Annotated in this window: 17 protein-coding genes and 2 pseudogenes; 8 read left to right on the forward strand and 11 right to left on the reverse strand. The window is 70.8% G+C overall.

Features of this window, described 5'->3' with window-relative positions; genetic code table 11:
* Positions 1-26: 26 nt before the first annotated feature.
* The gene (locus WJ438_RS25035; RefSeq protein WP_406727232.1) at positions 27-602 is read right to left on the reverse strand and encodes a GtrA family protein; all 576 of its coding nucleotides are present in this window, start codon (positions 600-602) and stop codon (positions 27-29) included.
* 247 nt (positions 603-849) lie between these two features.
* Here WJ438_RS25035 and WJ438_RS25040 point away from each other — a divergent pair, with 247 nt between their 5' ends.
* From WJ438_RS25040 to WJ438_RS25050, 3 genes are read left to right on the forward strand one after another with little or no spacing between them, the layout of a single operon-like run.
* Positions 850-2,040, forward strand: coding sequence for a 5-(carboxyamino)imidazole ribonucleotide synthase (locus WJ438_RS25040; RefSeq protein WP_406727233.1), 1,191 nt, complete (start codon positions 850-852; stop codon positions 2,038-2,040).
* The gene (gene purE / locus WJ438_RS25045) at positions 2,037-2,567 is read left to right on the forward strand and encodes a 5-(carboxyamino)imidazole ribonucleotide mutase (RefSeq protein ID WP_406727234.1); all 531 of its coding nucleotides are present in this window, start codon (positions 2,037-2,039) and stop codon (positions 2,565-2,567) included. The genes WJ438_RS25040 and purE overlap by 4 nt, the downstream gene beginning before the upstream one ends.
* 5 nt (positions 2,568-2,572) lie before the next feature.
* A complete protein-coding gene (locus WJ438_RS25050) occupies positions 2,573-3,766 on the forward strand; it encodes a dipeptidase (RefSeq protein WP_406727235.1) in 1,194 nt (397 codons plus the stop codon).
* Positions 3,767-3,848: 82 nt separating this feature from the next.
* Here the strand turns inward: WJ438_RS25050 and WJ438_RS25055 are convergent, their stop codons facing one another.
* Both WJ438_RS25055 and WJ438_RS25060 read right to left on the reverse strand, forming a co-directional pair.
* The gene (locus tag WJ438_RS25055; RefSeq protein WP_406727236.1) at positions 3,849-4,250 is read right to left on the reverse strand and encodes a VOC family protein; all 402 of its coding nucleotides are present in this window, start codon (positions 4,248-4,250) and stop codon (positions 3,849-3,851) included.
* A 14-nt stretch (positions 4,251-4,264) separates the two neighbouring features.
* Positions 4,265-4,624: a VOC family protein gene (locus tag WJ438_RS25060; RefSeq protein ID WP_406727237.1), complete on the reverse strand. Its 360-nt coding sequence runs from the start codon at positions 4,622-4,624 to the stop codon at positions 4,265-4,267.
* Positions 4,625-4,752: 128 nt separating this feature from the next.
* Here WJ438_RS25060 and WJ438_RS25065 point away from each other — a divergent pair, with 128 nt between their 5' ends.
* Entirely contained in the window at positions 4,753-5,268 is a 516-nt protein-coding gene (locus WJ438_RS25065; RefSeq protein WP_406727238.1) for a CGNR zinc finger domain-containing protein, read from the forward strand.
* Positions 5,269-5,422: 154 nt separating this feature from the next.
* On the opposite strand, the gene WJ438_RS25070 is transcribed toward WJ438_RS25065, so the two are convergent.
* A complete protein-coding gene (locus tag WJ438_RS25070; protein WP_406727239.1) occupies positions 5,423-6,766 on the reverse strand; it encodes a UDP-glucose dehydrogenase family protein in 1,344 nt (447 codons plus the stop codon).
* A 197-nt stretch (positions 6,767-6,963) separates the two neighbouring features.
* Here WJ438_RS25070 and WJ438_RS25075 point away from each other — a divergent pair, with 197 nt between their 5' ends.
* Both WJ438_RS25075 and WJ438_RS25080 read left to right on the forward strand, forming a co-directional pair.
* A complete protein-coding gene (locus WJ438_RS25075) occupies positions 6,964-8,121 on the forward strand; it encodes an acyl-CoA dehydrogenase family protein (RefSeq protein ID WP_406727240.1) in 1,158 nt (385 codons plus the stop codon).
* A gap of 98 nt (positions 8,122-8,219) precedes the next feature.
* Positions 8,220-8,585 carry a four-helix bundle copper-binding protein gene (locus tag WJ438_RS25080; protein ID WP_406727241.1) on the forward strand — a complete coding sequence of 122 codons (366 nt, stop codon included), beginning with the start codon at positions 8,220-8,222 and terminating at the stop codon, positions 8,583-8,585.
* Between the two features lie 75 nt (positions 8,586-8,660).
* On the opposite strand, the gene WJ438_RS25085 is transcribed toward WJ438_RS25080, so the two are convergent.
* Positions 8,661-9,935 carry an LCP family protein gene (locus tag WJ438_RS25085; protein ID WP_406727242.1) on the reverse strand — a complete coding sequence of 425 codons (1,275 nt, stop codon included), beginning with the start codon at positions 9,933-9,935 and terminating at the stop codon, positions 8,661-8,663.
* Positions 9,936-10,052: 117 nt separating this feature from the next.
* On the opposite strand from WJ438_RS25085, the gene WJ438_RS25090 reads away from it, so the two are divergent.
* Positions 10,053-10,610, forward strand: a complete 558-nt coding sequence (locus WJ438_RS25090; RefSeq protein ID WP_406727243.1) for an acyl-CoA thioesterase — start codon at positions 10,053-10,055, stop codon at positions 10,608-10,610.
* A gap of 67 nt (positions 10,611-10,677) precedes the next feature.
* Here the strand turns inward: WJ438_RS25090 and WJ438_RS25095 are convergent, their stop codons facing one another.
* Positions 10,678-12,039 (reverse strand): LCP family protein, encoded by a 1,362-nt coding sequence (locus tag WJ438_RS25095; protein WP_406727244.1) that lies wholly within the window; start codon positions 12,037-12,039, stop codon positions 10,678-10,680.
* 301 nt (positions 12,040-12,340) lie between these two features.
* Here WJ438_RS25095 and WJ438_RS25100 point away from each other — a divergent pair, with 301 nt between their 5' ends.
* Positions 12,341-13,378 (forward strand): glycosyltransferase family 2 protein, encoded by a 1,038-nt coding sequence (locus WJ438_RS25100; protein ID WP_406727245.1) that lies wholly within the window; start codon positions 12,341-12,343, stop codon positions 13,376-13,378.
* 94 nt (positions 13,379-13,472) lie between these two features.
* Here WJ438_RS25100 and WJ438_RS25105 read toward each other — a convergent pair whose 3' ends face one another.
* From WJ438_RS25105 to WJ438_RS25125, 5 genes and pseudogenes are all read right to left on the reverse strand, one after another.
* Entirely contained in the window at positions 13,473-15,083 is a 1,611-nt protein-coding gene (locus WJ438_RS25105) for an LCP family protein (RefSeq protein WP_406727246.1), read from the reverse strand.
* Between the two features lie 153 nt (positions 15,084-15,236).
* Positions 15,237-16,929, reverse strand: a pseudogene (locus WJ438_RS25110) (LCP family protein).
* A gap of 280 nt (positions 16,930-17,209) precedes the next feature.
* A pseudogene (locus WJ438_RS25115) lies at positions 17,210-19,023 on the reverse strand (LCP family protein).
* A gap of 240 nt (positions 19,024-19,263) precedes the next feature.
* Positions 19,264-20,541 (reverse strand): LCP family protein, encoded by a 1,278-nt coding sequence (locus tag WJ438_RS25120; RefSeq protein ID WP_406727247.1) that lies wholly within the window; start codon positions 20,539-20,541, stop codon positions 19,264-19,266.
* Positions 20,542-20,733: 192 nt separating this feature from the next.
* Entirely contained in the window at positions 20,734-21,489 is a 756-nt protein-coding gene (locus WJ438_RS25125; protein WP_406727248.1) for a TIGR03089 family protein, read from the reverse strand.
* Positions 21,490-21,517: the final 28 nt, after the last annotated feature.

Consider the following 21,517-nt stretch of genomic DNA (forward strand, 5'->3'; position numbering starts at 1 on the left):
ACAGGAGGGGGCGGGGCCGTCGGCGCCTACGGCACGCGCTGCCGGGCAGGTGGCTTCGCCGACCCGTCCTTCGCGAAGGGACCCGCGACCGATCCCGCGACCGCTCCCGCCGCGCTCCCGGTGCCCGGCTCGCGGGCCGGCAGGGCGCGGAACACCCACGTGCGGTAGGACCAGAAACGGAACAGGGTGGCGACACCGATGCCGAGGAACTTGAAGATGTTGCTCTGCAGCGGGCTGTCCCAGCCGAACCCGTACGTCGCCGTGTACAGCAGACCGTTCTCGATCACCAGACCGACCACGCTGAACAGCAGGAACAGCGACATCTCCTTGGTGCGCCCGGACTTGTCGCGCTCCCGGTAGGTGAAGTAGCGGAAGCCCAGGTAGTTGAAGACGATCGCGACGATGGTCGCGATGACGCTCGCTCGCACCACCTGGAGGTCGGTCACCTGCCGGACCAGGTTGAACACGAGGAGATTGACCAACAGCCCGGCCCCGCCGACCGCACCGAACTTCACGGCCTCACGGACGAGCCGGTCGAGGCGGTGCCGCACGGTGCCGCGCGGGGCCGGGGCTGTCGAAGGCCCCGAGGAACCGCGTCCCATGGTCGTGCCGGCCCCCGTCCGTAGTGTGGCGTCAGAGTGGCGTCAACCACACCATGCTAACCACCCGTTCTCGCGATCTTCCTGCGGACGGACCTTTCGGCCGCAGACCGTCCGGGAATGACCGGGGAAAGGCCGGAGGAGACGGGGAAAGGGGCGGAGGACCGCCGAAGGGTACGGGCGGACCACCGGCGGGGTCCGAGAACAGCCGTGGAATCGGCCACCGTGGCTCGACCGATACCCTGGGGGTGTGACGTTCCCGGTAGTCGGCATGGTCGGCGGGGGCCAGCTCGCTCGTATGACACACGAGGCGGGCATCCCGCTCGGCATCAGGTTCAAGCTCCTCAGTGACACTCCGCAGGATTCCGCGGCGCAGGTCGTCAGCGATGTCGTCGTCGGCGACTACCGTGACCTGGACACGCTGCGCGCGTTCGCGCGCGGCTGCGACGTGATCACCTTCGACCACGAGCACGTGCCCACCGAGCACCTCAGGGCCCTGGAGGCCGACGGCATCCCCGTCCGCCCCGGCCCCGACGCGCTGGTGCACGCCCAGGACAAGGGCGTGATGCGGGCGAAGCTCGACGCGATGGGCGTGCCCTGCCCGCGGCACCGCATCGTCACCGGTCCCGAGGACGTGGCCGCGTTCGCCGCGGAGCTCGAAAGGGATGGGTGCGAAGCGCCCTCCGACAAGGGTGGCGGGCGACGGGCGGGCGGCTTCCCGGTCGTCCTGAAGACGGTGCGCGGCGGCTACGACGGCAAGGGCGTGTGGGTGGTCGACTCCGCGGCCGAGGCCGCCGAGCCCTTCAAGGCCGGGGTCCCGGTGCTGGCCGAGGAGAAGGTCGACTTCGTGCGTGAGCTGGCCGCCAACGTGGTCCGCTCCCCGCACGGTCAGGCCGTCGCCTACCCGGTCGTCGAGTCCCAGCAGGTCAACGGCGTCTGCGACACGGTGATCGCCCCCGCGCCCGGCCTCGACGAGGCCCTCGCGCTGCGCGCCGAGGAGATGGCGCTGCGCATCGCCAAGGAACTCGGCGTCGTCGGCCATCTCGCCGTGGAGCTGTTCCAGACCCGCGACGGTCGCGTCCTCGTCAACGAACTCGCGATGCGTCCGCACAACTCCGGCCACTGGTCCATGGACGGCGCGGTCACCTCCCAGTTCGCCAACCACGTCCGCGCCGTCCTCGACCTGCCGCTCGGCGACCCCCGCCCGCGCGCCAAGTGGACGGTCATGGCCAACGTCCTCGGCGGCGACTATCCCGACATGTACTCCGCGTACCTGCACTGCATGGCCCGCGACCCCCGGCTGAAGATCCACATGTACGGCAAGGACGTGAAGCCCGGCCGCAAGGTCGGCCACGTCAACACCTACGGCGACGACCTGGACGACGTGCTGGAACGCGCCCGTCACGCAGCCGGCTACCTGAGAGGCACGATCACCGAATGAGCCCCAGCCCCGTAGTCGGCATCGTCATGGGATCGGACTCCGACTGGCCCGTCATGGAGGCCGCGGCCAAGGCCCTCGACGAGTTCGAGATCGACCACGAGGTCGACGTCGTCTCCGCGCACCGCATGCCCCGCGAGATGATCGCCTACGGCGAGCAGGCCGCGGACCGGGGACTGAAGGTGATCATCGCGGGTGCGGGCGGCGCCGCCCATCTTCCCGGCATGCTCGCCTCGGTCACCCCGCTGCCGGTCATCGGCGTCCCGGTGCCGCTGAAGCACCTCGACGGCATGGACAGCCTGCTCTCCATCGTGCAGATGCCGGCCGGTGTCCCGGTCGCCACCGTCTCGGTGGCCGGCGCCCGCAACGCGGGCCTGCTGGCGGTCCGCATGCTCGCCGCCCACGACGAGGAACTCCTCGGCCGGATGCGGGAGTTCCAGCAGGACCTCAATGACCGGGCCACGGAGAAGGGCAAGCGGCTGCGCGCCCGGACCGAAGGTTCCGGCAACGGCTTCGGCTTCGGGAAGTGAGCCCCATGACCTCTCCGGACGGTTCCTCACTCGACGTCGCCCGCGCCCTCCTCGCCGACTTCCCCGTCGTGGACGGGCACAACGACCTGCCCTGGGCACTGCGCGAACAGGTCCGCTACGACCTCGACGCCCGGAACATCGCCGGCGACCAGTCCGCGCACCTGCACACCGACATCCCCCGGCTGCGCGCGGGCGGCGTCGGCGCCCAGTTCTGGTCGGTGTACGTCCGCGCGGACCTCCCCGACGCGGTGCCGGCCACCCTGGAGCAGATCGACTGCGTAAGGCAGTTGCTGGCCCGCCACCCGGAGGACCTGGCGCCCGCGCTGACCGCCGCCGACATGGAGGCCGCGCGCGAACAGGGCCGCATCGCCTCGCTCATGGGAGCGGAGGGCGGTCACTCCATCGCCAACTCCCTGGGTACCCTGCGCGGGTTGTACGACCTCGGCGTGCGCTACCTGACCCTCACCCACAACTACAACGTGGACTGGGCGGACTCGGCGACGGACGAGCCCGGCGTGGGCGGCCTGTCGGAGTTCGGCCGCGAGGTGGTCCGGGAGATGAACCGGCTCGGCATGCTGGTCGACCTCTCGCACGTCGCCGCCACGACCATGCGGGACGCGTTGGACGCCACGGCCGCGCCGGTGATCTTCTCCCACTCCTCCGCCCGCGCGGTCTGCGACCACCCGCGCAACATTCCGGACGACGTACTGGAGCGGCTGCCCGCCAACGGCGGCGTCGCGATGGTGACGTTCGTGCCGAAGTTCGTGCTTCAGGCGGCGGTCGACTGGACGACCGAGGCCGACGAGAACATGCGCGCCCACGGTCTCCACCACCTGGAGACCACCGCGGAGGCGATGAGGGTGCACGCCGCCTTCGAGGAGCGCCACCCGCGCCCGGTCGCCACGGTCGCCACGGTGGCCGACCACCTGGACCACATGCGTGAGGTCGCCGGAATCGACCACCTCGGCATCGGCGGCGACTACGACGGCACCGCCTTCACCCCGGACGGCCTCGACGACGTGTCCGGCTACCCGAACCTGATCGCCGAACTGCACGACCGCGGCTGGTCCAGGTCCGACCTGGCCAAGCTGACCTGGCAGAACGCGGTACGGGTACTGGGCGCCGCCGAGGACACGGCCCGGGAACTCCGGGCGACCCGCGGACCGTCCCACGCGACCATCGAGTCACTCGACGGCTGAGCGCACACGCGCACACGTACGGGGGCGAAGGGCGGTAGGGCCCGCCCTTCGCCCCCGTACCCGGTTCCCCGTACCCGCTCGATCAGGGCTGTTCGACCCGGCACAGGCAGAACGGATGCCTCGCCGGGTCGGCGTACACCCGGAAGTCCTTCTCCGCGCCCTCCTCAGGGCTCTCCCGGTCCAGCACCCGCGCCCCCAGCGCCAGCACCTTCTGCTCGGCGTCGTCGATCTCCTCCCAGGTGCCTCCCGCGTCGAAGTCGAGGTGGAACTGCTGGGAGCCGTGGTCGGCCCGCGGCCAGTCCGGCGGGGCGTACCCGGGTGCCCGCTGGAAGGCCAGCCGCGGCCCGGCGGGGATCTGGAGCACCACCCGGTCCGGGGCCTCCTCCTCGGACGTGCCACCCGCGACGGCCGCGTAGAAGCGGCCCGGCTCGCGCGGCTCGGGGCAGTCGACGACGACGGAACGCAGGCGGGCCGCGGCGGTCACGGGTCCTCCCGGTGTCAGCCGGCGCACAGGCAGAACGGATGCCCCGCCGGGTCCGCGTACACCCGGAAGGTCCGCGAGCGGTCCTCCGCGTCCAGCGGCTTCGCGCCGAGCGCCAGCACCTCCTTCTCCGCGGCGTCCAGGTCCTCGACGGTCAGGTCCAGGTGGAACTGCTGCGAGTGGTCCGGCGCCGGCCACCGCGGCGGTACGTGTCCGGGGGCCGCCTGGAACGCGAGCGTGGGTCCGCCGGGCACCCGGAGGTCCACCCATTCGCCCTCGTCCACGACCGTGCCGCCCACCACCTCGGCGTAGAAACCGGCCAGCGCACGCGGGTCGGGGCAGTCCAGGACGACGGCGCCCACCTTGGCAACGGACATGACTTCCTCCTCCGAATCCCTCGGTTACCCGTAGAGGCGGGTAACCAGTAACCGTTACTGCATGCTGCCGCACAGGGGGTAACGTCGCAAGGGGAAACGCACGGGGACGCGAGAGGTACCGTCCGGACATGAGCGAGAGATCGGCTGCGCCCGGTGGGCTGGTCCTGGTCGAGGACCTCGTCAACACGCTCGACATCGAGACGGGCGACGACGCGCTGGACACGGCGGACGGCCGCGCGCGCTTCGGGCTCACGGAGGACGGCACGGCGGGCGTCGAGGCGGCACGCGAGCTGCGCGAGGCGCTGCGCGCGACCCTGCTCGCCCACGCCGGCCATCCGCCGCACCGCGAGGTCGTCCCGCTCGGCATGCTGCTCGCGCGCGCCCCTCTGGTGGTCACCGTCGACCCGGCGGACGGCTCCGCCGCTCTCGCACCCGTCGACGAGGGGCCGCTGCTCTCACGGATCGCGGCGGCCGTGGCGGAAGCGGTCACGGCGGGTACCTGGATCAGGCTGAAGGCCTGCGAGGCCGCCGACTGCCACTGGGCGTACTACGACCGCAGTCCCGCCGGCCGCGGCCGCTGGTGCTCCATGCGGGTGTGCGGGGCCCGCGCCAAGATGCGCCGCTACCGCGCGAAGGGGGCCTGAAGGGGGTCCGAGTGGGCCCCGAGGGAGCTCGGAGAGCCCTGCGCGGCGGCCGATGGGCCCCAGGAGCCCCACCCGGCCCACCCCGTGGTGCAGAATGCAGTCGGACGCCGGTTCGGCCGACTGAGCCTCGGCCGAACCGGCGTCACCCGTTCCGTCAGGCGGTGGGGCGGCCCATCGCGCGGTAGCGCCATCCGGCCCGGCGCCACGCCTCGGCGTCCAGTGCGTTGCGCCCGTCGAGGACCAGCCGCTGGGCCGCGACCTCGCCCAGCGCCGCCGGGTCCAGCTCGCGGAACTCCCGCCACTCCGTCAGGTGCAGTACGACATCGGCGCCGCGCACCGCGTCCAGCGCCGAGTCCGCGTACCCCAGGGTGGGGAAGAGGCGCCGGGCGTTGTCCATGCCCTTCGGGTCGTACACGGTGACCTGACCGCCCTGCAGGTGTATCTGGCCGGCGACGTTCAGCGCCGGCGAGTCCCGTACGTCGTCCGAGTCCGGCTTGAAGGTGGCGCCCAGCACCGCGACCCGCTTGCCCAGGAACGCGCCGCCGCCCAGCTCCTGACGGGTCAGCTCCACCATCCGGCCGCGCTGACGCATGTTGATCGAGTCGATCTCCCGCAGGAAGGTCAGCGCCTGGTCCGCGCCCAGCTCACCGGCGCGTGCCATGAACGCCCGGATGTCCTTCGGCAGGCACCCGCCGCCGAAACCGATCCCGGCCCGCAGGAACTTCCCGCCGATCCGGTCGTCGTACCCGATGGCCTCCGCCAGCCTGGCCACGTCACCGCCCGTGGCCTCGCACAGCTCGGCCATGGCGTTGATGAACGAGATCTTGGTGGCCAGGAAGGAGTTCGCGGAGGTCTTCACCAGCTCCGCGGTCGGGAAGTCGGTCGCCACGAACGGGGTGCCCTCGCCGACCGGCGTGGCGTACACCTCCCGCAGCAGCTTCTCCGCCCGCTCGCTGCGCACGCCCGCCACGATCCGGTCCGGATGCAGCGTGTCCTGGACGGCGAAGCCCTCACGCAGGAACTCCGGGTTCCAGGCCAGCTCGGCGTCCTCGCCCGCCGGCGCGTGCTCGGTCAGGTAGGCGGCCAGCCGGTCGGCCGAGCCCACCGGCACGGTCGACTTGCCGACGACCAGCGCGGGGCCGGTCAGGTGCGGGGCCAGCGAGGCGAACGCGGAGTCGACGTACGACATGTCGCAGGCGTACTCGCCGTGCCGCTGCGGAGTGTTCACGCAGACGAAGTGGATGTCGCCGAACGCCCCGACCTCGGCCCAGTCCATGGTGAACCGCAGCCTGCCGGTGGACCCCTCGATCCCCGCCACATGCCGCCGCAGCAGCTCCTCGAGCCCCGGCTCGTACATCGGGACCTCGCCCCGCCGGAGCATGCCGACCTTCTCCGGCACGACATCGAGGCCCAGTACCTCGAACCCGAGCTCCGCCATGGCCGCAGCGTGTGTCGCACCGAGATAACCGGTGCCGATCACGGTGATCCTGAGGGCCATGCGTGCTCCAAGGGGTATACGGCAGGTGGTGCGGGCCTGAGCATAACCGGGGTCGACGAGCGTGCCGCAGCGGAGATCCGGCCCGTTGTCGGCAAACTCACCTACTCCCGCGCGGACGGAAGTTCTAATATGGGAGTTACTTAACGGTAGTTAGCATCATCAGAGCGTCGCCCCCGTCGTCTTTGGAGTGAGAGACCTTGGCCGGATCGGCTGATTTCGACCTGTACCGCCCGTCCGAGGAGCACGACATGCTCCGTGACGCCGTCCGCTCGCTGGCCGAGGCGAAGATCGCGCCGTACGCCGCCGCGGTGGACGAGGACGCCCGCTTCCCGCGGGAGGCGCTCGACGCGCTCCGCGCCAACGACCTGCACGCCGTCCACGTGCCCGAACAGTACGGCGGCGCGGGCGCCGACGCGCTCGCCACCGTCATCGTGATCGAGGAGGTGGCCCGCGTCTGCGCGTCCTCCTCCCTCATCCCCGCCGTGAACAAGCTCGGCTCCCTCCCGGTGATCCTCTCCGGTTCCGAGGCGCTGAAGAAGAAGTACCTGAGCCCGCTCGCCCAGGGCGACGGCATGTTCTCCTACTGCCTCTCCGAGCCGGACGCCGGCTCCGACGCGGCCGGCATGAAGACCAAGGCGGTCCGCGACGGCGACACCTACGTCCTGAGCGGCGTCAAGCGCTGGATCACCAACGCCGGCGAGTCCGAGTACTACACGGTCATGGCGGTCACCGACCCCACCAAGCGCTCCCGGGGCATCTCCGCCTTCGTCGTCGAGAAGTCCGACGAGGGCGTCTCCTTCGGCGCCCCGGAGAAGAAGCTCGGCATCAAGGGCTCGCCCACCCGCGAGGTCTACCTCGACAACGTCCGCATCCCCGCCGACCGCATGATCGGCGAGGAGGGCACCGGCTTCGCCACCGCGATGCGGACCCTCGACCACACCCGCATCACCATCGCCGCCCAGGCCCTCGGCATCGCCCAGGGCGCCCTCGACTACGCCAAGGGCTACGTCCGGGAGCGCAAGCAGTTCGGCAGGCCGATCGCCGACTTCCAGGGCGTCCAGTTCATGCTCGCCGACATGGCCATGAAGATCGAGGCCGCCCGCCAGCTCACCTACGCCGCCGCCGCCAAGTCCGAGCGCGGCGACGCCGACCTCACCTTCCAGGGCGCCGCCGCCAAGTGCTTCGCCTCCGACGTCGCCATGGAGATCACCACGGACGCCGTGCAGCTCCTCGGCGGCTACGGCTACACCCGCGACTACCCGGTCGAGCGGATGATGCGGGACGCGAAGATCACACAGATCTACGAGGGCACCAACCAGGTCCAGCGCATCGTCATGGCCCGCAACCTGCCGTAACGGCGGGTTTCGTCCGTCCTGTGGTGGTCATGGGGCGGCGGGCGTAGGACGGAGGGGAGGGGGCCGGACCCCGGCTCCCCCGCTCCCCGGGAGGAACCATGACCCAGCAGTCTGCCGCCACGACCCCGATGAGCAAGGAGATGCAGGACTGCGTCAACGCGTGCATGTCCTGCCACAGCGTCTGCGAGGAGACCATGAGCTCCTGTCTGCAGATGACCGACCACGCCCCCACGCAGATCATGCGGGCCCTCATGGACTGCGCCGAGACGACCCGCATGTGCGCCGACATGATGATGCGTCGTTCGCCGCTCGCCGCCGAGGTGTGCGCGATGTGTGCCACGGCCTGTGACCTGGGCGCCGAGGCGTGTATGTCCATGCCGGACGACGCGCAGATGATGCGCTGCGCGGAGTCCTGCCGCCGTTGTGCCGAGTCCTGCCGTGCCATGGCGGGCGCCACGATGTGACACCGCGTGGCAGCGCCGACGGGCATGGCCGAGGGCACCCCGCGGGGTGCCCTCGGTCGCGGTCCGGGTCGCGGGTCAGTTGCCCTTGACGGTGACCTTCTCGTCGTTGTTCAGCTCGTTCACCAGCTGCTTCACCTTCGCCTTGTCCCAGAGCAGGTTGCCGCCGGAGGAGCCCGAGACGGGCATGTTCATGGAGGTGCCGTCGCCGCCGCTGACGCCCTTCATCGACCAGAACATGTCGGCCAGGCCGAACAGGCTCATGTCCTTGTCGACGATCAGCGAGTCCAGGCCCGCGCCCATGGTCGGGTACAGCTTGAACGGGTTCAGGACGGTGGCCGGTGTCGCCACCTGGCCGGCGAGGGCGGAGAGGAACTTCTGCTGGTTCTTCGTACGGTCCAGGTCGGAGCCGGCCAGCGCGTACCGGGTGCGGACGAAGGCGAGGGCCTCCTCGCCGTTCAGGGTCTGCTTGCCCTTCTTCAAGTCGGCGCCGGACTTGGTGTCCTTGATGTCCTGCGGGATGTCCATCTCCACGCCGCCGACCGCGTCCACGATGTTCGCGAAGCCGGCGAAGCCGATCTCCACGTAGTGGTCGATGTGCAGGCCCGTGTTGAACTCGACCGTGCGGACCAGGAGTTCGGGACCGTCCTCCGCGTACGCGGCGTTCAGCTTCACCTGACGGCCCGTGCCCTGGTAGGTCTTGCCGGAATCGGAGCCCTTGAAGGTGGGTATCTCCACGTTCGAGTCGCGGGGCAGCGAGATCAGGGTGGAGCCGTTGCTGCCGGTGTGCAGGATCATCATCGAGTCCGTGCGCTTGCCCTCGGCGGACCCGGTGTGCAGGTTCTTCTTCTGCTCGTCGGTCAGCCCGGCCCGGCTGTCGGAGCCGACGATCAGGTAGTTCGTGCCCTTGCCCGCCTCCGGTCGGTCGAGGACGAGGGACAGGTCGACCTCGCGGTTGAGCTTGGAGTCGGCCCAGAAATAGGTGCCGACGGTCGTCACGACCAGCAGCGTCGCGACCGTGATCGCCGTCAGCTTGACGCGACGGCGCCAGTCCGGTGCGGGACCGTGCGCGTAGTGGCCGTCGCCGCCCGGTCCGCCGTAGCCACCCGCGGTGGAAGACCCGTAGACCCGGCCGGTGTGGTAGCCGCTGTCGTGGCCGCCGTGCCCGCGGCCGTCCACGTACGACGCCTGGTGCGGCACCCCGCCGCCGTACGCCTCCTGGCCGGGCGGGGCCGCCGGGCCGCGGCGGACCTGCCGCATGATGCGGGCGCTCTCGGGCTGCGCGCTCCCGCTCCCGCGTCCGTAGCGGGGGCCGCGGTTGTCCTGGGGCCGTGCCTCGGGCCAATCATTCATGCGCAACAGTGTGCAGGTCCGGGCCGCGCGCCGTACCGGTCACCGGGAAATAGCAGCAGCGCTGTTGCCAAGCTGACACAAACTTCCCGGATGCGACCTCGGCATAAGGTGGAGGCCATGACAGATCAGGCTCCGGCCGCACCCACGGAGATTCCCGACATCCCGGGCAAGCCCGCCTCGGCGTCGCGGACGACCCTCAGCCACATCATGACCCACAACGACACCAACCTGCTGGGTACGGTGCACGGCGGCGTGATCATGAAACTGGTCGACAACGCGGCGGGCGCGGTCGCCGGGCGCCACTCCGGAGGGCCCGCCGTCACCGCATCCATGGACGAGATGGCCTTCCTGGAGCCGGTCCGCGTCGGCGACCTGGTCCATGTGAAAGCCCAGGTCAACTGGACCGGCCGGACGTCGATGGAGGTCGGCGTGCGGGTCCTGGCCGAGCGCTGGAACGAGTCCACCCCGCCCACCCAGGTCGGCTCGGCGTACCTCGTCTTCGCGGCCGTCGACGCCGACGGCAGACCGCGCCGGGTGCCGCCGGTGATACCGGAGACCGAGCGGGACCGGCGCCGCAGCCAGGAGGCCCAGATCCGCCGTACCCACCGCCTGGCCCGCCGCCGCGCCATCATGGAGCTGCGCGAGAAGCGGGCGGCGGACGGAATCGAAGACTGACCCGACTGATCCCACGTCCCGCGCGGCAGGGCTGAGCGCGTCTCCGCCGCGTACCTCCGTCGCGGACCTACGAGCACCCCACCTCGTCACCCCGCACCACCCCGAACTCGTCCTTCCCGGGGTCCTCGGCCCGGACCTTGCGGACCTTCTCGAAGTCGCTGCCGGCGATCACCTTCAGGGTGGCGCCCTGGCCCTTCACCGCACGCAGTTCGCTGCCCGGCAGGGCGGCGGCGAGGGACTTCGCGGAGCGGTCCCAGCGGGGGTCGTGGGCGACGACGGTCCGCCGCACGGAGCGGTTCGCCGCGTTGACGGGGGCGCGGGTGGTGCGGAAACCGGTCGCCGCGAGAGCCGCGTCCACGCGGCGGCCGAGACCTTTGATCCCGGTGCCGTTCTCGACCTGGACCCGGATCTGGTGGGGGTCCACCGGGACGCGCAGCGCCGCGTCGGGCGAGGAGTGTGTGGAGAGCGGCTTGTCCTCGCGCAGCGCCTCGAAGATGTGCTTCGACTTCTCGGGGTGCCACTTCAGTGTCGAGCCGAGGCCCTTGACCGCGATTCCCTTCTTGCCGAGCGGCACGGTGGTGAACTCGGAGGAGGAGGGCGAGAAGTTCCGCATCGCCCGCCCCAGGTCCAGCAGTTCGTCGGTACCGAAGCCCTTGTCGGCGCGGACCGAACCGAGCACCGCGCGGGTCATGTCCCGGAACTTCATCGGGTTCAGCAGGATCCCGGAGGACGTGGCCCGGTCCACCAACGCCGCCATGAAGCGCTGCTGGCGTTTCATCCGGCCGAGGTCGGCGGCGCCGTCGACGTACCGGGCGCGTACGTACTGCAGGGCCTCGCCGCCCCGCAGGGTGTGCCGGCCGGCGGGCAGGTCGAGGCCGGTGTGGCTGTCCCTCAGCGGTTCGGTGGTGCACAGCTCGACGCCGCCGACCACGTCGACGGTCTTCATGAAGCTGGTGAAATCGAGCTCCAGGTAGTGGTCGATCTTCACCCGGGTCATCTTCTCCACCGTGCGCACGGTCAGCTGCGGCCCGCCCTCCGCGTACACCGCGTTCAGCTTGACGGGATGCCCCTCGTGCTCCTCGCCGCTCACCCGGTCGGTGTGCGGGGGCGTCATGGCGTACGAGTCGCGCGGCAGGCTGACGACACTGGCCCGCTCCCGGTCCTCCGAGATGTGCACGATCATGAGGGTGTCGGCGCAGTTGCAGGGCGCCCCGCCGAGCCGGTACTTCCGCCGCTCCTCCTTGCTGATCTTCTCGCGGCCGTCCGTGCCGACGAGCAGGACGTTCATGCCGTGGCCGGACTCGGGACGGTTCTTCATGTCCCGGAACGGGTCGACCCGGTCGATCCCCGCGTCGAGGCTGGTGACCACCACGTGCCCGATCCCGGCGGAGGCGAGCACCACGACCGACAGCGTGGTCACCGCCCGCATGCCCCAGCGCGGCCTCCGGCGCCCCGCCGGTCTCGGACCGCTCCGGCTGGGCGGACGCGGATGGCGCTGTGGCCTGGTGCGGGGACGAGGACGGGGACTGGGGCGGGGGGACGGTGGCTGCGGGGGCACAGGGAGGACACCTCCGGACGAGGGCCGTACGAGGGCTGCGGGACCGTGTACAGGGCCGTACGGGGCCGTACCCGGGATCCCGAGCACCGTAGGCCGGTACGATCTGCGGCCCGGCGCAACCGCACCCGGCGCGCGCACCGCTGTCCCCCGTTCGCGGTAACGTGAGGCCCCTATGAACGCCAATCCCGACGTGCGGCACCCCGCCGTTTCCGTGATCATGCCCGTCCTCAACGAGGAGAGGCATCTGCGTGGCGCCATCCACGCGATCCTCGCCCAGGAGTACGCCGGCGAGATGGAGGTCGTGATCGCCCTCGGTCCGTCCACGGACCGCACGGACGAGATCGCCGCCGCACTCGTGGCCGAGGACCCGCGAGTGCGTACCGTGCCCAACCCGACCGGCCGCACCCCGGCCGCCCTCAACGCGGCGATCAAGGCCTCGAGCCATCCGATCGTGGTCCGCGTCGACGGGCACGGGATGCTCTCGCCGGGCTACATCACCACCGCGGTAAGGCTCCTCGAGGAGACCGGCGCGCAGAACGTCGGCGGCATCATGCACGCCGAGGGCGAGAACGACTGGGAGCACGCGGTCGCCGCCGCGATGACGTCACGGATAGGCGTCGGCAACGCGGCCTTCCACACCGGTGGCGCGGCGGGTCCCGCCGAGACCGTCTACCTCGGGGTGTTCCGGCGCGAGGCGCTGGAGCAGCAGGGCGGCTACAACGTGGAGTTCATCCGCGCCCAGGACTGGGAGCTGAACTTCCGCATCCGCGAGGCCGGCGGGCTGGTCTGGTTCTCGCCGGAGCTGAAGGTGTCTTACCGGCCCCGGCCGAGCGTGCGGGCGCTGGCCAAGCAGTACAAGGACTACGGCCGCTGGCGGCATGTCGTGGCCCGCTACCACGCCGGCTCCATCAACCTGCGCTACCTGGCCCCGCCGGCCGCGGTGTGCGCGATCGCGGCCGGGACCCTGGCCGGCGCCCTGTTCACCCCGTGGGGCCTCCTCGTGCCCGGCGGGTACCTCGCGGCGATCGTGCTCGGTTCGATACCGGCGGGCAAGGGGCTGCCGGTGAAGGCGCGCCTGCGGATCCCGGTGGCGCTGGCCACCATGCATCTGACGTGGGGCTGGGGCTTTCTGACCAGCCCGCGCTCGCTTGCGAAGAAGGTCATCGCCTCCCGGCGGCCCGCGGTCCACGCGGACGCCCCGGCCGCCTGACCCGCGCTCACCGCGGACACCGCAGGGCCCCCTTCCCCGACCGGGAAGGGGGCCCTGCGGTGTGTCTGCCGCACCGGGTCGCCCGGTTGCCGTGTCAGGACCAGGTGAAGGCCGGGTTGACCTCCATGCAGGCCGTGTCGTCCGCGCCGTTGAGGGCGTCCGCCGACTCGGGGATGGTGTCGTCCTGTTCGGGCGCCTCGTACGTCGCCCCCTCACGCCAGTCGGCGCCCACGACGAGCGTGACTCCGGAGATGTCGGTGGACCGCTTGACCGAACTCTTCGGAACCCCGAGGGACTCGGCGATGCGCTGCGCGTCGCCCTCCAGGTCGGTGCTCGGGTACCGCACCACCGTCCGCTCCTCGCTGAGGGAACCGGCGGCGTCGGCGACCGCGCTGGTGAAGCCCTTTTCCCGCAGAATTCCGGTCACGGTGCTCGCGCGGTCGGACGCCGCGGCCAGGGTGTCGGTGCGGGTGCCGTTGACGACCTGGACCGCGATCTCGGCGTCGGGGGCGGCCGGTTCGGTGGGCGCGGTCTCCTCCTCGTCCTCCGTCGGCTTCTCGTCCTTGCCGTCCAGTGCGATGTCCTCGCGGACCAGTCGGAAGAGCTGCTCGGCGTCCTCGGTCGGCTCCACGCGGGCGCCCACGTACCGATTGGGCATCGTGGTCATGGTGACGCGCTCCGGCTCCACCTTGCGCAGCTCGTTGCTGAGGTCGTACAGCTTCTTGACGGTGTCGAGGCCGGGGTCGACGGTGAGCGCCCGGGTGGCCTCCTCGGCCAGCCTGCGCAGCTTGTTGGGGCTGCTCAGGGTGGCGTTCTCCCGCAACTCGCGGACCAGTGAGTTCATGTACATGTGCTGGGCCTTGGCACGGGCGAGGTCGCTGCCGTCCTCGAAGCCGTAGCGCGTACGCAGCCACTGCAGGGCCTGCTCGCCCTTGACCGGGTGGGTGCCCTCGGGCAGCTTCAGCCCGGAGCCGTGGCCCTTGCTGTCGCGCGAGAGGATGTTGGCGTCCACGCACACCGGGACGCCGCCGACGGCGTCCGCCATGGCGACCACGCCGGCGAAGTCGACCATGACGAAGTGGTCGATGTGGATGCCGGTGAGCTCCTGCCAGGTGGCCACGGTGCAGCCCGGACCGCCGTGCCCGAGGCTCTGGTTGGTCATGGTCCGCCCGCTGCTCGCCTCGTACACGGTTCCGTCGTCGGGGTCGGTGCACTTGGGGATCCGGACGAGGGTGTCGCGGGGCATGCTGATCACGGACATGTTGGTCCGGTCGGCGGACAGGTGCAGCAGCATCTGCACATCGGCCAGCGGTGTCGAGCCGAACGTCTCCCGGGCGCCGCCGAGTTGCTGGTTCTCCTTGCTGTCCCGGGCGTCGGAGCCGATCAGCAGGATGTTCAGCGGGGTCTGCCCGGCGGCGTTCGGCGTCGGCTCGGCGACCTTGTTGTCGCCCAGGTTCAGTGGGTTCTTCTTGATGTTGCCGTTCAGGTGCCGGTAGTAGGCGTAGCCGGCCCCGGCCGAGCCGATGAGGAGCAACGCGAGGACCGCCGCGAACCACTTGAGTATCCGGCGCCGCGGGCGACGGCCGGCGTCCGGATCGGACGCCGGTATGTCCCCGCCGTCGCCCTCGGATGCGCCGTCGGCCGGCTCGTCGTCCCGTTCACGCCGGTCGTCGCGGAGTGTCCTCCGCGCGGCGCTCTGCGTCACTGCCGCCGTCCTCCCCACCCCTGATACTCCTCGCGTCATGGAACAAGGCCCGCCCTGCGTTCTGTTAGACGCACGACGGGCCCGTCAGTTGCACGCGGAACGCAACCGATTCAACAACTTTTGGTGAGCCTTCCGCATCCGCTCGGCTGAACGTCAGCTCGCGCACTCGACCTTGTCGGCCGTGGACTTCTCGATGTCGTCCGGCGCCTTGGAGGGAGTTGTCAGGGAGACGCCCGCGCCCTTGAAGTCCTCGCCGAGGGTCAGGGTCATCGCGGGCAGGCCCTGGGCGTTGGTGACGCTCTCGCCGGGTTTCATCCCCGATCCGGGCAGGCCGAGGATCTCGGCGAGGCGGCGGGCCTGGTCGGCCTGGTCGGGCGCGTACTCGAGGGTGGTCCTCTTCAGTGTCTCCGGGGCGTTCCCGGCGTTCTCCGACTTGCTGACGCCCTCCTCGACCTGGAGCCACGTGAGGGTCTCCTGGGCGCTGCCCGCCGGGGCGCCGCCGTTGTAGACCTGCACCCGGACCTCGGAGGCGGCTGCCTTGGGGCCCTTGAGGCGGGCGGCGACGGCGGCCTTCTCCTTCTTCTCCTGCTGCTTGACCTCGGTGAACGACACGTCGTTCTTGATCAGGTCGAGCACCTGCGGCGCCTTGGACTCGTCGAGGACGACGGTCGCCTTCACCGTCTCCGCGGGGTTGTCCTTCACCGGAAGCGTGGTGAACGAGATGTTCTTCGGCGGTACCTTCTTCAGCTCCAGGGCGACGTCCTTGAGCGTGCTCACGTTGCCGATTCCGGTGTCCACGGTCAGCGCGTTGGTGGCGGCCTCGGCCAGCTTCACCAGCTTGGTGGGACTGGTGAGGGTGTCGCCGGAGGACATCTTGCGCATCAGCGAGGCCAGGAAGTGCTGCTGCACCTTGATCCGGTCGAGGTCGCCCTCGTTGCCGAAGCTGTGCCGGGTACGGACGAAGGCGAGGGCGTCCTCGCCCGCCACCGTCGACTCGCCCGCCGGCAGCTTCAGCTTCGACTGCTTGTCGTCGACGGCGTGCTCCAGGCACACCTTGACGCCGTCGACCGCCGAGGTGAGCGTCTTGACCGCGTTGAAGTCGGCCATCATGAAGTGGTCGACGGAGATGCCGGTGGCCTCCTCCACGGTGCGCATCGTGCAGCCCGGGTCCCGGCCGCCCTCGCCGAGGCTGCGGTTGAACCGGGCGCCCTGCAGCCCCGGGATCACCTTCTCCGTCCCGTCCTCCAGCTTCGTGGGGCAGTCGGGGATGTCGACGATGAGGTCGCGCGGGATGCTGAGCGCGGTGGCGTTCGTACGGTCCTTGGAGACGTGCAGCAGGATCGTGGTGTCGGCGTGCCCGACGCTGTTCTTGTCGCCGTAGCCCTCGTTGCCGGAGCCGGTGCGCTTGTCGGTGCCGAGGACCAGGATGTTGAAGGCCTCGTCCTTGCTGAAGTTGCCCGAGCCCGCGTCGCCGATGTCGGTCGTGTTGACGTTGTCCTCGAGGTACTTCAGATAGACGTCAGCCGGCCGTGCCGGTGGCGAGCACCACGAACGCCATCGCCCCGCCCGTCCACAGCAGGGCCTTCCTCGCCCTCGGCTTGCGCTGCGTCGGCCGGTCGCCGCGCCGTCCGGGCGGCGTCTCGGGGGCACCGCGCCGCCGTGACGGCGGGACCTCACGGCCGGGCACGGCATCGTCCGCGTGGCGGCGGCCGCGGCGGGGGCCCGGGACGGGTGACTGCGGTGCGGAGGGGCCCAGTCGCAGTTCGTATTCACCGGTGGCCGGGTTGAGTATCCATTGGTCTGCGGGGTCGACATTGTCCGCCCGCCCACGGCTCTGCGCGTCCACGCTCGTCCGAATCCTCCGTCCGGGCCACGCGGCACCCTTTCCCCTCCGGAGGGTGTCCGCGCGTGCTGGTCACCACCGCGCGCGACGCCAGGACGGTCCTCGCGGCCGGGGCACTGGAGCGCTCACATTAGCCGCCCGCCTGAGCGAGGAGTGGCTTCAGTGACGAATTCCTCGTCCTCGGAACGGGGCAATCCGCCCCATTGGGTGGGGAAATGGCGCCGCCGGCCCCTGTCCGCCGTAGGGCCGCCCGGCAGGGTCACCCGGTGACCTGCCCGGCAGGTCACTTGGCGCACTCGACCTTGTCGGCCGTGGACGTGTCCTTGACGACCTCGTCCGGCGCCTTGGAGGGAGTTGTCAGGGAGACGCCCGCGCCCTTGAAGTCCTCGCCGAGGGTCAGGGTCATCGCGGGCAGGCCCTGGGCGTTGGTGACGCTCTCGCCGGGTTTCATCCCCGATCCGGGCAGGCCGAGGATCTCGGCGAGGCGGCGGGCCTGGTCGGCCTGGTCGGGCGCGTACTCGAGGGTGGTCCTCTTCAGTGTCTCCGGGGCGTTCCCGGCGTTCTCCGACTTGCTGACGCCCTCCTCGACCTGGAGCCACGTGAGGGTCTCCTGGGCGCTGCCCGCCGGGGCGCCGCCGTTGTAGACCTGCACCCGGACCTCGGAGGCGGCTGCCTTGGGGCCCTTGAGGCGGGCGGCGACGGCGGCCTTCTCCTTCTTCTCCTGCTGCTTGACCTCGGTGAACGACACGTCGTTCTTGATCAGGTCGAGCACCTGCGGCGCCTTGGACTCGTCGAGGACGACGGTCGCCTTCACCGTCTCCGCGGGGTTGTCCTTCACCGGAAGCGTGGTGAAGGACAGGTTCTTGGTGTTGAGCTTGCCCAGCTCCAGACCGAGGTCCTTCAGCTTGTCGATGCTGTCCAGCTGGGAGTCGACGGTGAGCGCCTCGGTGCCGGCCTCCGCCAGCTTGATCATCTTCGTCGGGCTGGTGAGCGTGTCGCTGGACTTCAGCTGCCGCATCAGCGCGCCGAGGAACTGCTGCTGCACCTTGATGCGGTCGAGGTCGCCCTGGTTGCCCCACGCGTGCCGGGTGCGGACGAACGCCAAGGCCTCTTCGCCCTCGATGGTGTGCGTGCCGGCGGACAGATTGAGCTTGGAATCCTTGTCGTCGACGGCTTCGGCGAGGCAGACCGGGACCCCGCCGACCGCTGTGGTCAGGGTCTTGACCGCGTTGAAGTCCGCCACCATGAAGTTGTCCGGGGTGATTCCGGTCAGCTCGGTGACGGTCCGCATGGTGCAGCTCGGCGTACGTTCGCTCTGGCCGAGGCTGGTGTTGAAGCGGCCCCTGGAGCCCGGGATCACCTTCTCCGTCCCGTCCTCCAGCGTCGTGGGGCAGTCGGGGATGTCGACGATGAGGTCGCGCGGGATGCTGAGCGCGGTGGCGTTCGTACGGTCCTTGGAGACGTGCAGCAACAGCGTGGTGTCGGCGTGCCCGGCGCTGCCCGCGTCGCCGTAGCCCTCGTTGCCGGAGCCGGTGCGCTTGTCGGTGCCGATCAGCAGGATGTTGATGGCCTCGTCCTTCCGGAAGCCACCGGTGCTCGCGCCGTCGTCGGGGAGGGTGTCGATGTTGTCGCTGAGGTGCTCCAGATACAGGTAGCCGGCCGTGCCGGTGGCGAGCACCACGCACGCCATCGCCCCGCCCGTCCACAGCAGGGCCTTCTTCGCCTTCGACTTCTTCTTCACCGGCCGGCGCCGCGCCGGCCCGGCGGCGGTTCCTCCGGCGCACCCCGGCGCCTGCGCGACGGCGGGCCCCCGCCCTCGGGTGTCCCGCGCTCGGACGTCCCGCGGCCGGCGGGCCGCTCCGCCGCGCGCCCGGGCGTATCGGTACGGCCGCGCGGTGCACCCGCGTCGGCACCCTTGCCCGCACCCGCGCCGCCACCCGGAGCCACGCCGGAGGGGCGCCGCCCACGGGGAGAGGGAACCGGTGGCTGCGGTGCGGAATCATTCAGTCGCAGTTCGTAATCGCCGGTGTCCGGGTTGAGCACCCACTGGTCTGCGGGGTCCATGTCGTTGCCCCGCCCACGGCTTTGCGCGTCCACGGTCGCTCGAATCCTCCGTCGGTGCCACGCGGCGCCTTTCCCCTTCTTGGGCGCCCGGTCGGTCACGCAGTGCGCGACTGCAGGGCGAACCTCGGGTGCGCGCGCACCGGAGCGCTCACACTAACGGCACGGAACAGCCTTCGGTGACGCCGGGGACACATTCCACTTTCCTACAACTGGGCAATTCGCTCATATCCCTTGACATGGCTTCACGGTCTTGGAGTCGGCTGTGTGCCGGCTTTACTCGCAGGTGTCCTCGGCTGCCGTGTTTCCGGAGAATGTGGGTGCGGGGGAAGGGGTCTCGGGCGGCTCCGCGGATTCCCTCCGGGTGACCTTTCCGTCACTGTCCGTGCCGTCGTCGTCCGAATTCCCGGACGGCGCACCGGGGTCGGTTTCCGTGCCGGAACTCTGCGCCGCATCCTGTGCGACCGTCACCGACGCGTCCCTGCGCAACCGCTCGAACAGCGTCTCCGCCTCGGGCTCCGCGAGTTGGTCCCGATTGGCGTCGGCGGCATACGGCTCTCGCGGAACCGTGAGGAATTGCACGCGTCCCGTGGGGATGTTGCGCAGTCCACGGACGAGTTCGTACAAACCGCGCAGACTCGCCAGTTTCGGGTCGGTCGTCAGCGCCGAAGTGGCCGCGTCCAGAACGGGGTACAGCTTCACCGGATTCAGCAGGACGTCATTGCTGCGCACCTTGTTGACGAGCGCCCCGAGGAACCGCTGCTGACGTTCCATACGGTGCGTGTCGCTGCCGTCACCGAGCGACTTGCGGGCGCGGACATAGCCGAGGGCCTGTTCCCCGTTCAGCGTCACCCGACCCGCGGGCAGTTTCAGTTCGGCCGCCTTGTCGTCGATGGGTTCGCGCAGGCACACCTCGACGCCGTCGACCGCCTCGACCATCTCCTTGAAGCCGTGGAAGTCCACGACGATGTGATGGTCCACGCGAATGCCGGTGAGTTTCTCGACGGTACGGATGGCGCAGGCCGAACCACCCCGCTGGAAGGCTTGATTGAACATCGTGAACACGGGCTCGGCGCGGGTGCCGTCCGGGCGCGGGCAGCCCGGCACGTCCACCATCAGGTCACGGGGCAGGGACACGGCGGTGGCGCTGCGCGGGCCCGCCGACAGATGCAGCAGGATCGCGGTGTCGGACCGTTCCGTCCCCGGGTCCCGGCCGTAGCGGCGGTTCCCGTCCCCGGAGCGCGAGTCCGAGCCGATCAGCAGGATGTTCCGGGCCTCCTTGACCAGCGCGGAGGGCCGTTCCTTCTCGAACCGTGCGAGTTCGGCCGCGGCCGCCTCGTCCGGCGTGATGTTCCCGTCGAGCTTCACGTACACCGCCCACCCGGCCCCGGCGGTCAGAACGAGCAGCGTGGCGAGACCGAGCCCGGTGCCACGCACCCACCGCCGCCGCCTGCGCCGCGCCAGCCCCGCCCCGCTCGCCGAGGCTCCCGTGCCCGGCCCGAGGGCGCGCCCGCCCCCCGCGCCCGTGGGGGACGCGCCTGCGGTGTCGCTCATGACCGGCCCACCCCCTCACTGCGTACGGCGTGCGGTGGATGCCGTACGCGCCGTGCGTGCCGCTGGTACGACGATGACCCGGATACGGGGCGGAGGCGGGCACTGCTGAGCCGTACGGGGGACGGGACGCGGCGGACGGGGTACGGCCCGGCGGCTTCGGTTTGGACGAGCCCGCCCGCGCCGAGGCAGGCCCTAGCGGGCGATGACCGTGACCCGTTCGCTCTCGACCCGTTTGTCCAGCGCGTCGTTCCCGAGCCGGTCCAGGTTGCGGCACAGCACCACCGAACCGCCGGTCGCCAGCGGCCCGTACAGGCCCGCGTGCAGGCCCTCCCACGTGTCGTACGGCAGACCCGACAGGATGCGCGAGCCCGGTCCGATCAGCCCGAGGTCCGTCGCCTCCGCGCGGGCCCGTTCCACCACCTCGGCCCCGGTGAACTCCCGCCCCGCCGCGATCAGCGCCGGAGCCTCGGGGTCGACCGGCGCGTACGGCGCGAACCGGTCGCCCTGACCCGGAACCTCCACGGCGTAGTCGGCGAAGCCCTCCGGCGGCTGCGGGAACCGTCCCCCGAGCGGCCTGAGCGCCAGCGCGATTCGCGGGCCCGAGCACGCCCGCGCGGCCTCCAGCGAGTCCGGCCCGCTCACCACGACGTCGGCGGCCGCCGGGTCGCCGGACACGTCCGCGACCGTGCCCACCGACGCGCACGCCAGCAGCCACACGGCCGTCTGCCAGTGCGCGGGCAGCAGGAGCGACACGCGGTCGCCCGGCTCGGCGGACAGTTCGTCCTGGAGCAGATTCGCGGTCTTGGCCACCCAGTTGGCGAAGGTGGCCACGGACAATTCGACACGTTCGCCCGTGGCGTTGTCGTAGAAGGTCACCAGGGGGCGGCCCGGATCCGCGGCGAGCGCGGAACCCAGCAGGTCGGCGGGGGTGCGGTCGGTGGCGTTCACCCGCGCAAGCGTACGCGGACGAGGCCGC

Origin of the sequence: Streptomyces sp. GD-15H (assembly GCF_045291515.1) — a bacterium.
Classification (GTDB): domain Bacteria; phylum Actinomycetota; class Actinomycetes; order Streptomycetales; family Streptomycetaceae; genus Streptomyces.

What these genes read in the sequence shown, in the direction of transcription:
- WJ438_RS25035 (WP_406727232.1), bottom strand. Translation starts at nt 602, where the DNA reads ATGGGACGCGGTTCCTCGGGGCCTTCGACAGCCCCGGCCCCGCGCGGC.
- WJ438_RS25120 (WP_406727247.1), bottom strand. Translation starts at nt 20,541, where the DNA reads ATGAGCGACACCGCAGGCGCGTCCCCCACGGGCGCGGGGGGCGGGCGC.
- WJ438_RS25100 (WP_406727245.1), top strand. Translation starts at nt 12,341, where the DNA reads ATGAACGCCAATCCCGACGTGCGGCACCCCGCCGTTTCCGTGATCATG.
- WJ438_RS25070 (WP_406727239.1), bottom strand. Translation starts at nt 6,766, where the DNA reads ATGGCCCTCAGGATCACCGTGATCGGCACCGGTTATCTCGGTGCGACA.
- WJ438_RS25095 (WP_406727244.1), bottom strand. Translation starts at nt 12,039, where the DNA reads ATGCGGGCGGTGACCACGCTGTCGGTCGTGGTGCTCGCCTCCGCCGGG.
- WJ438_RS25085 (WP_406727242.1), bottom strand. Translation starts at nt 9,935, where the DNA reads ATGAATGATTGGCCCGAGGCACGGCCCCAGGACAACCGCGGCCCCCGC.
- WJ438_RS25065 (WP_406727238.1), top strand. Translation starts at nt 4,753, where the DNA reads ATGAGCGAGAGATCGGCTGCGCCCGGTGGGCTGGTCCTGGTCGAGGAC.
- WJ438_RS25080 (WP_406727241.1), top strand. Translation starts at nt 8,220, where the DNA reads ATGACCCAGCAGTCTGCCGCCACGACCCCGATGAGCAAGGAGATGCAG.
- WJ438_RS25050 (WP_406727235.1), top strand. Translation starts at nt 2,573, where the DNA reads ATGACCTCTCCGGACGGTTCCTCACTCGACGTCGCCCGCGCCCTCCTC.
- WJ438_RS25060 (WP_406727237.1), bottom strand. Translation starts at nt 4,624, where the DNA reads ATGTCCGTTGCCAAGGTGGGCGCCGTCGTCCTGGACTGCCCCGACCCG.
- WJ438_RS25090 (WP_406727243.1), top strand. Translation starts at nt 10,053, where the DNA reads ATGACAGATCAGGCTCCGGCCGCACCCACGGAGATTCCCGACATCCCG.
- purE (WP_406727234.1), top strand. Translation starts at nt 2,037, where the DNA reads ATGAGCCCCAGCCCCGTAGTCGGCATCGTCATGGGATCGGACTCCGAC.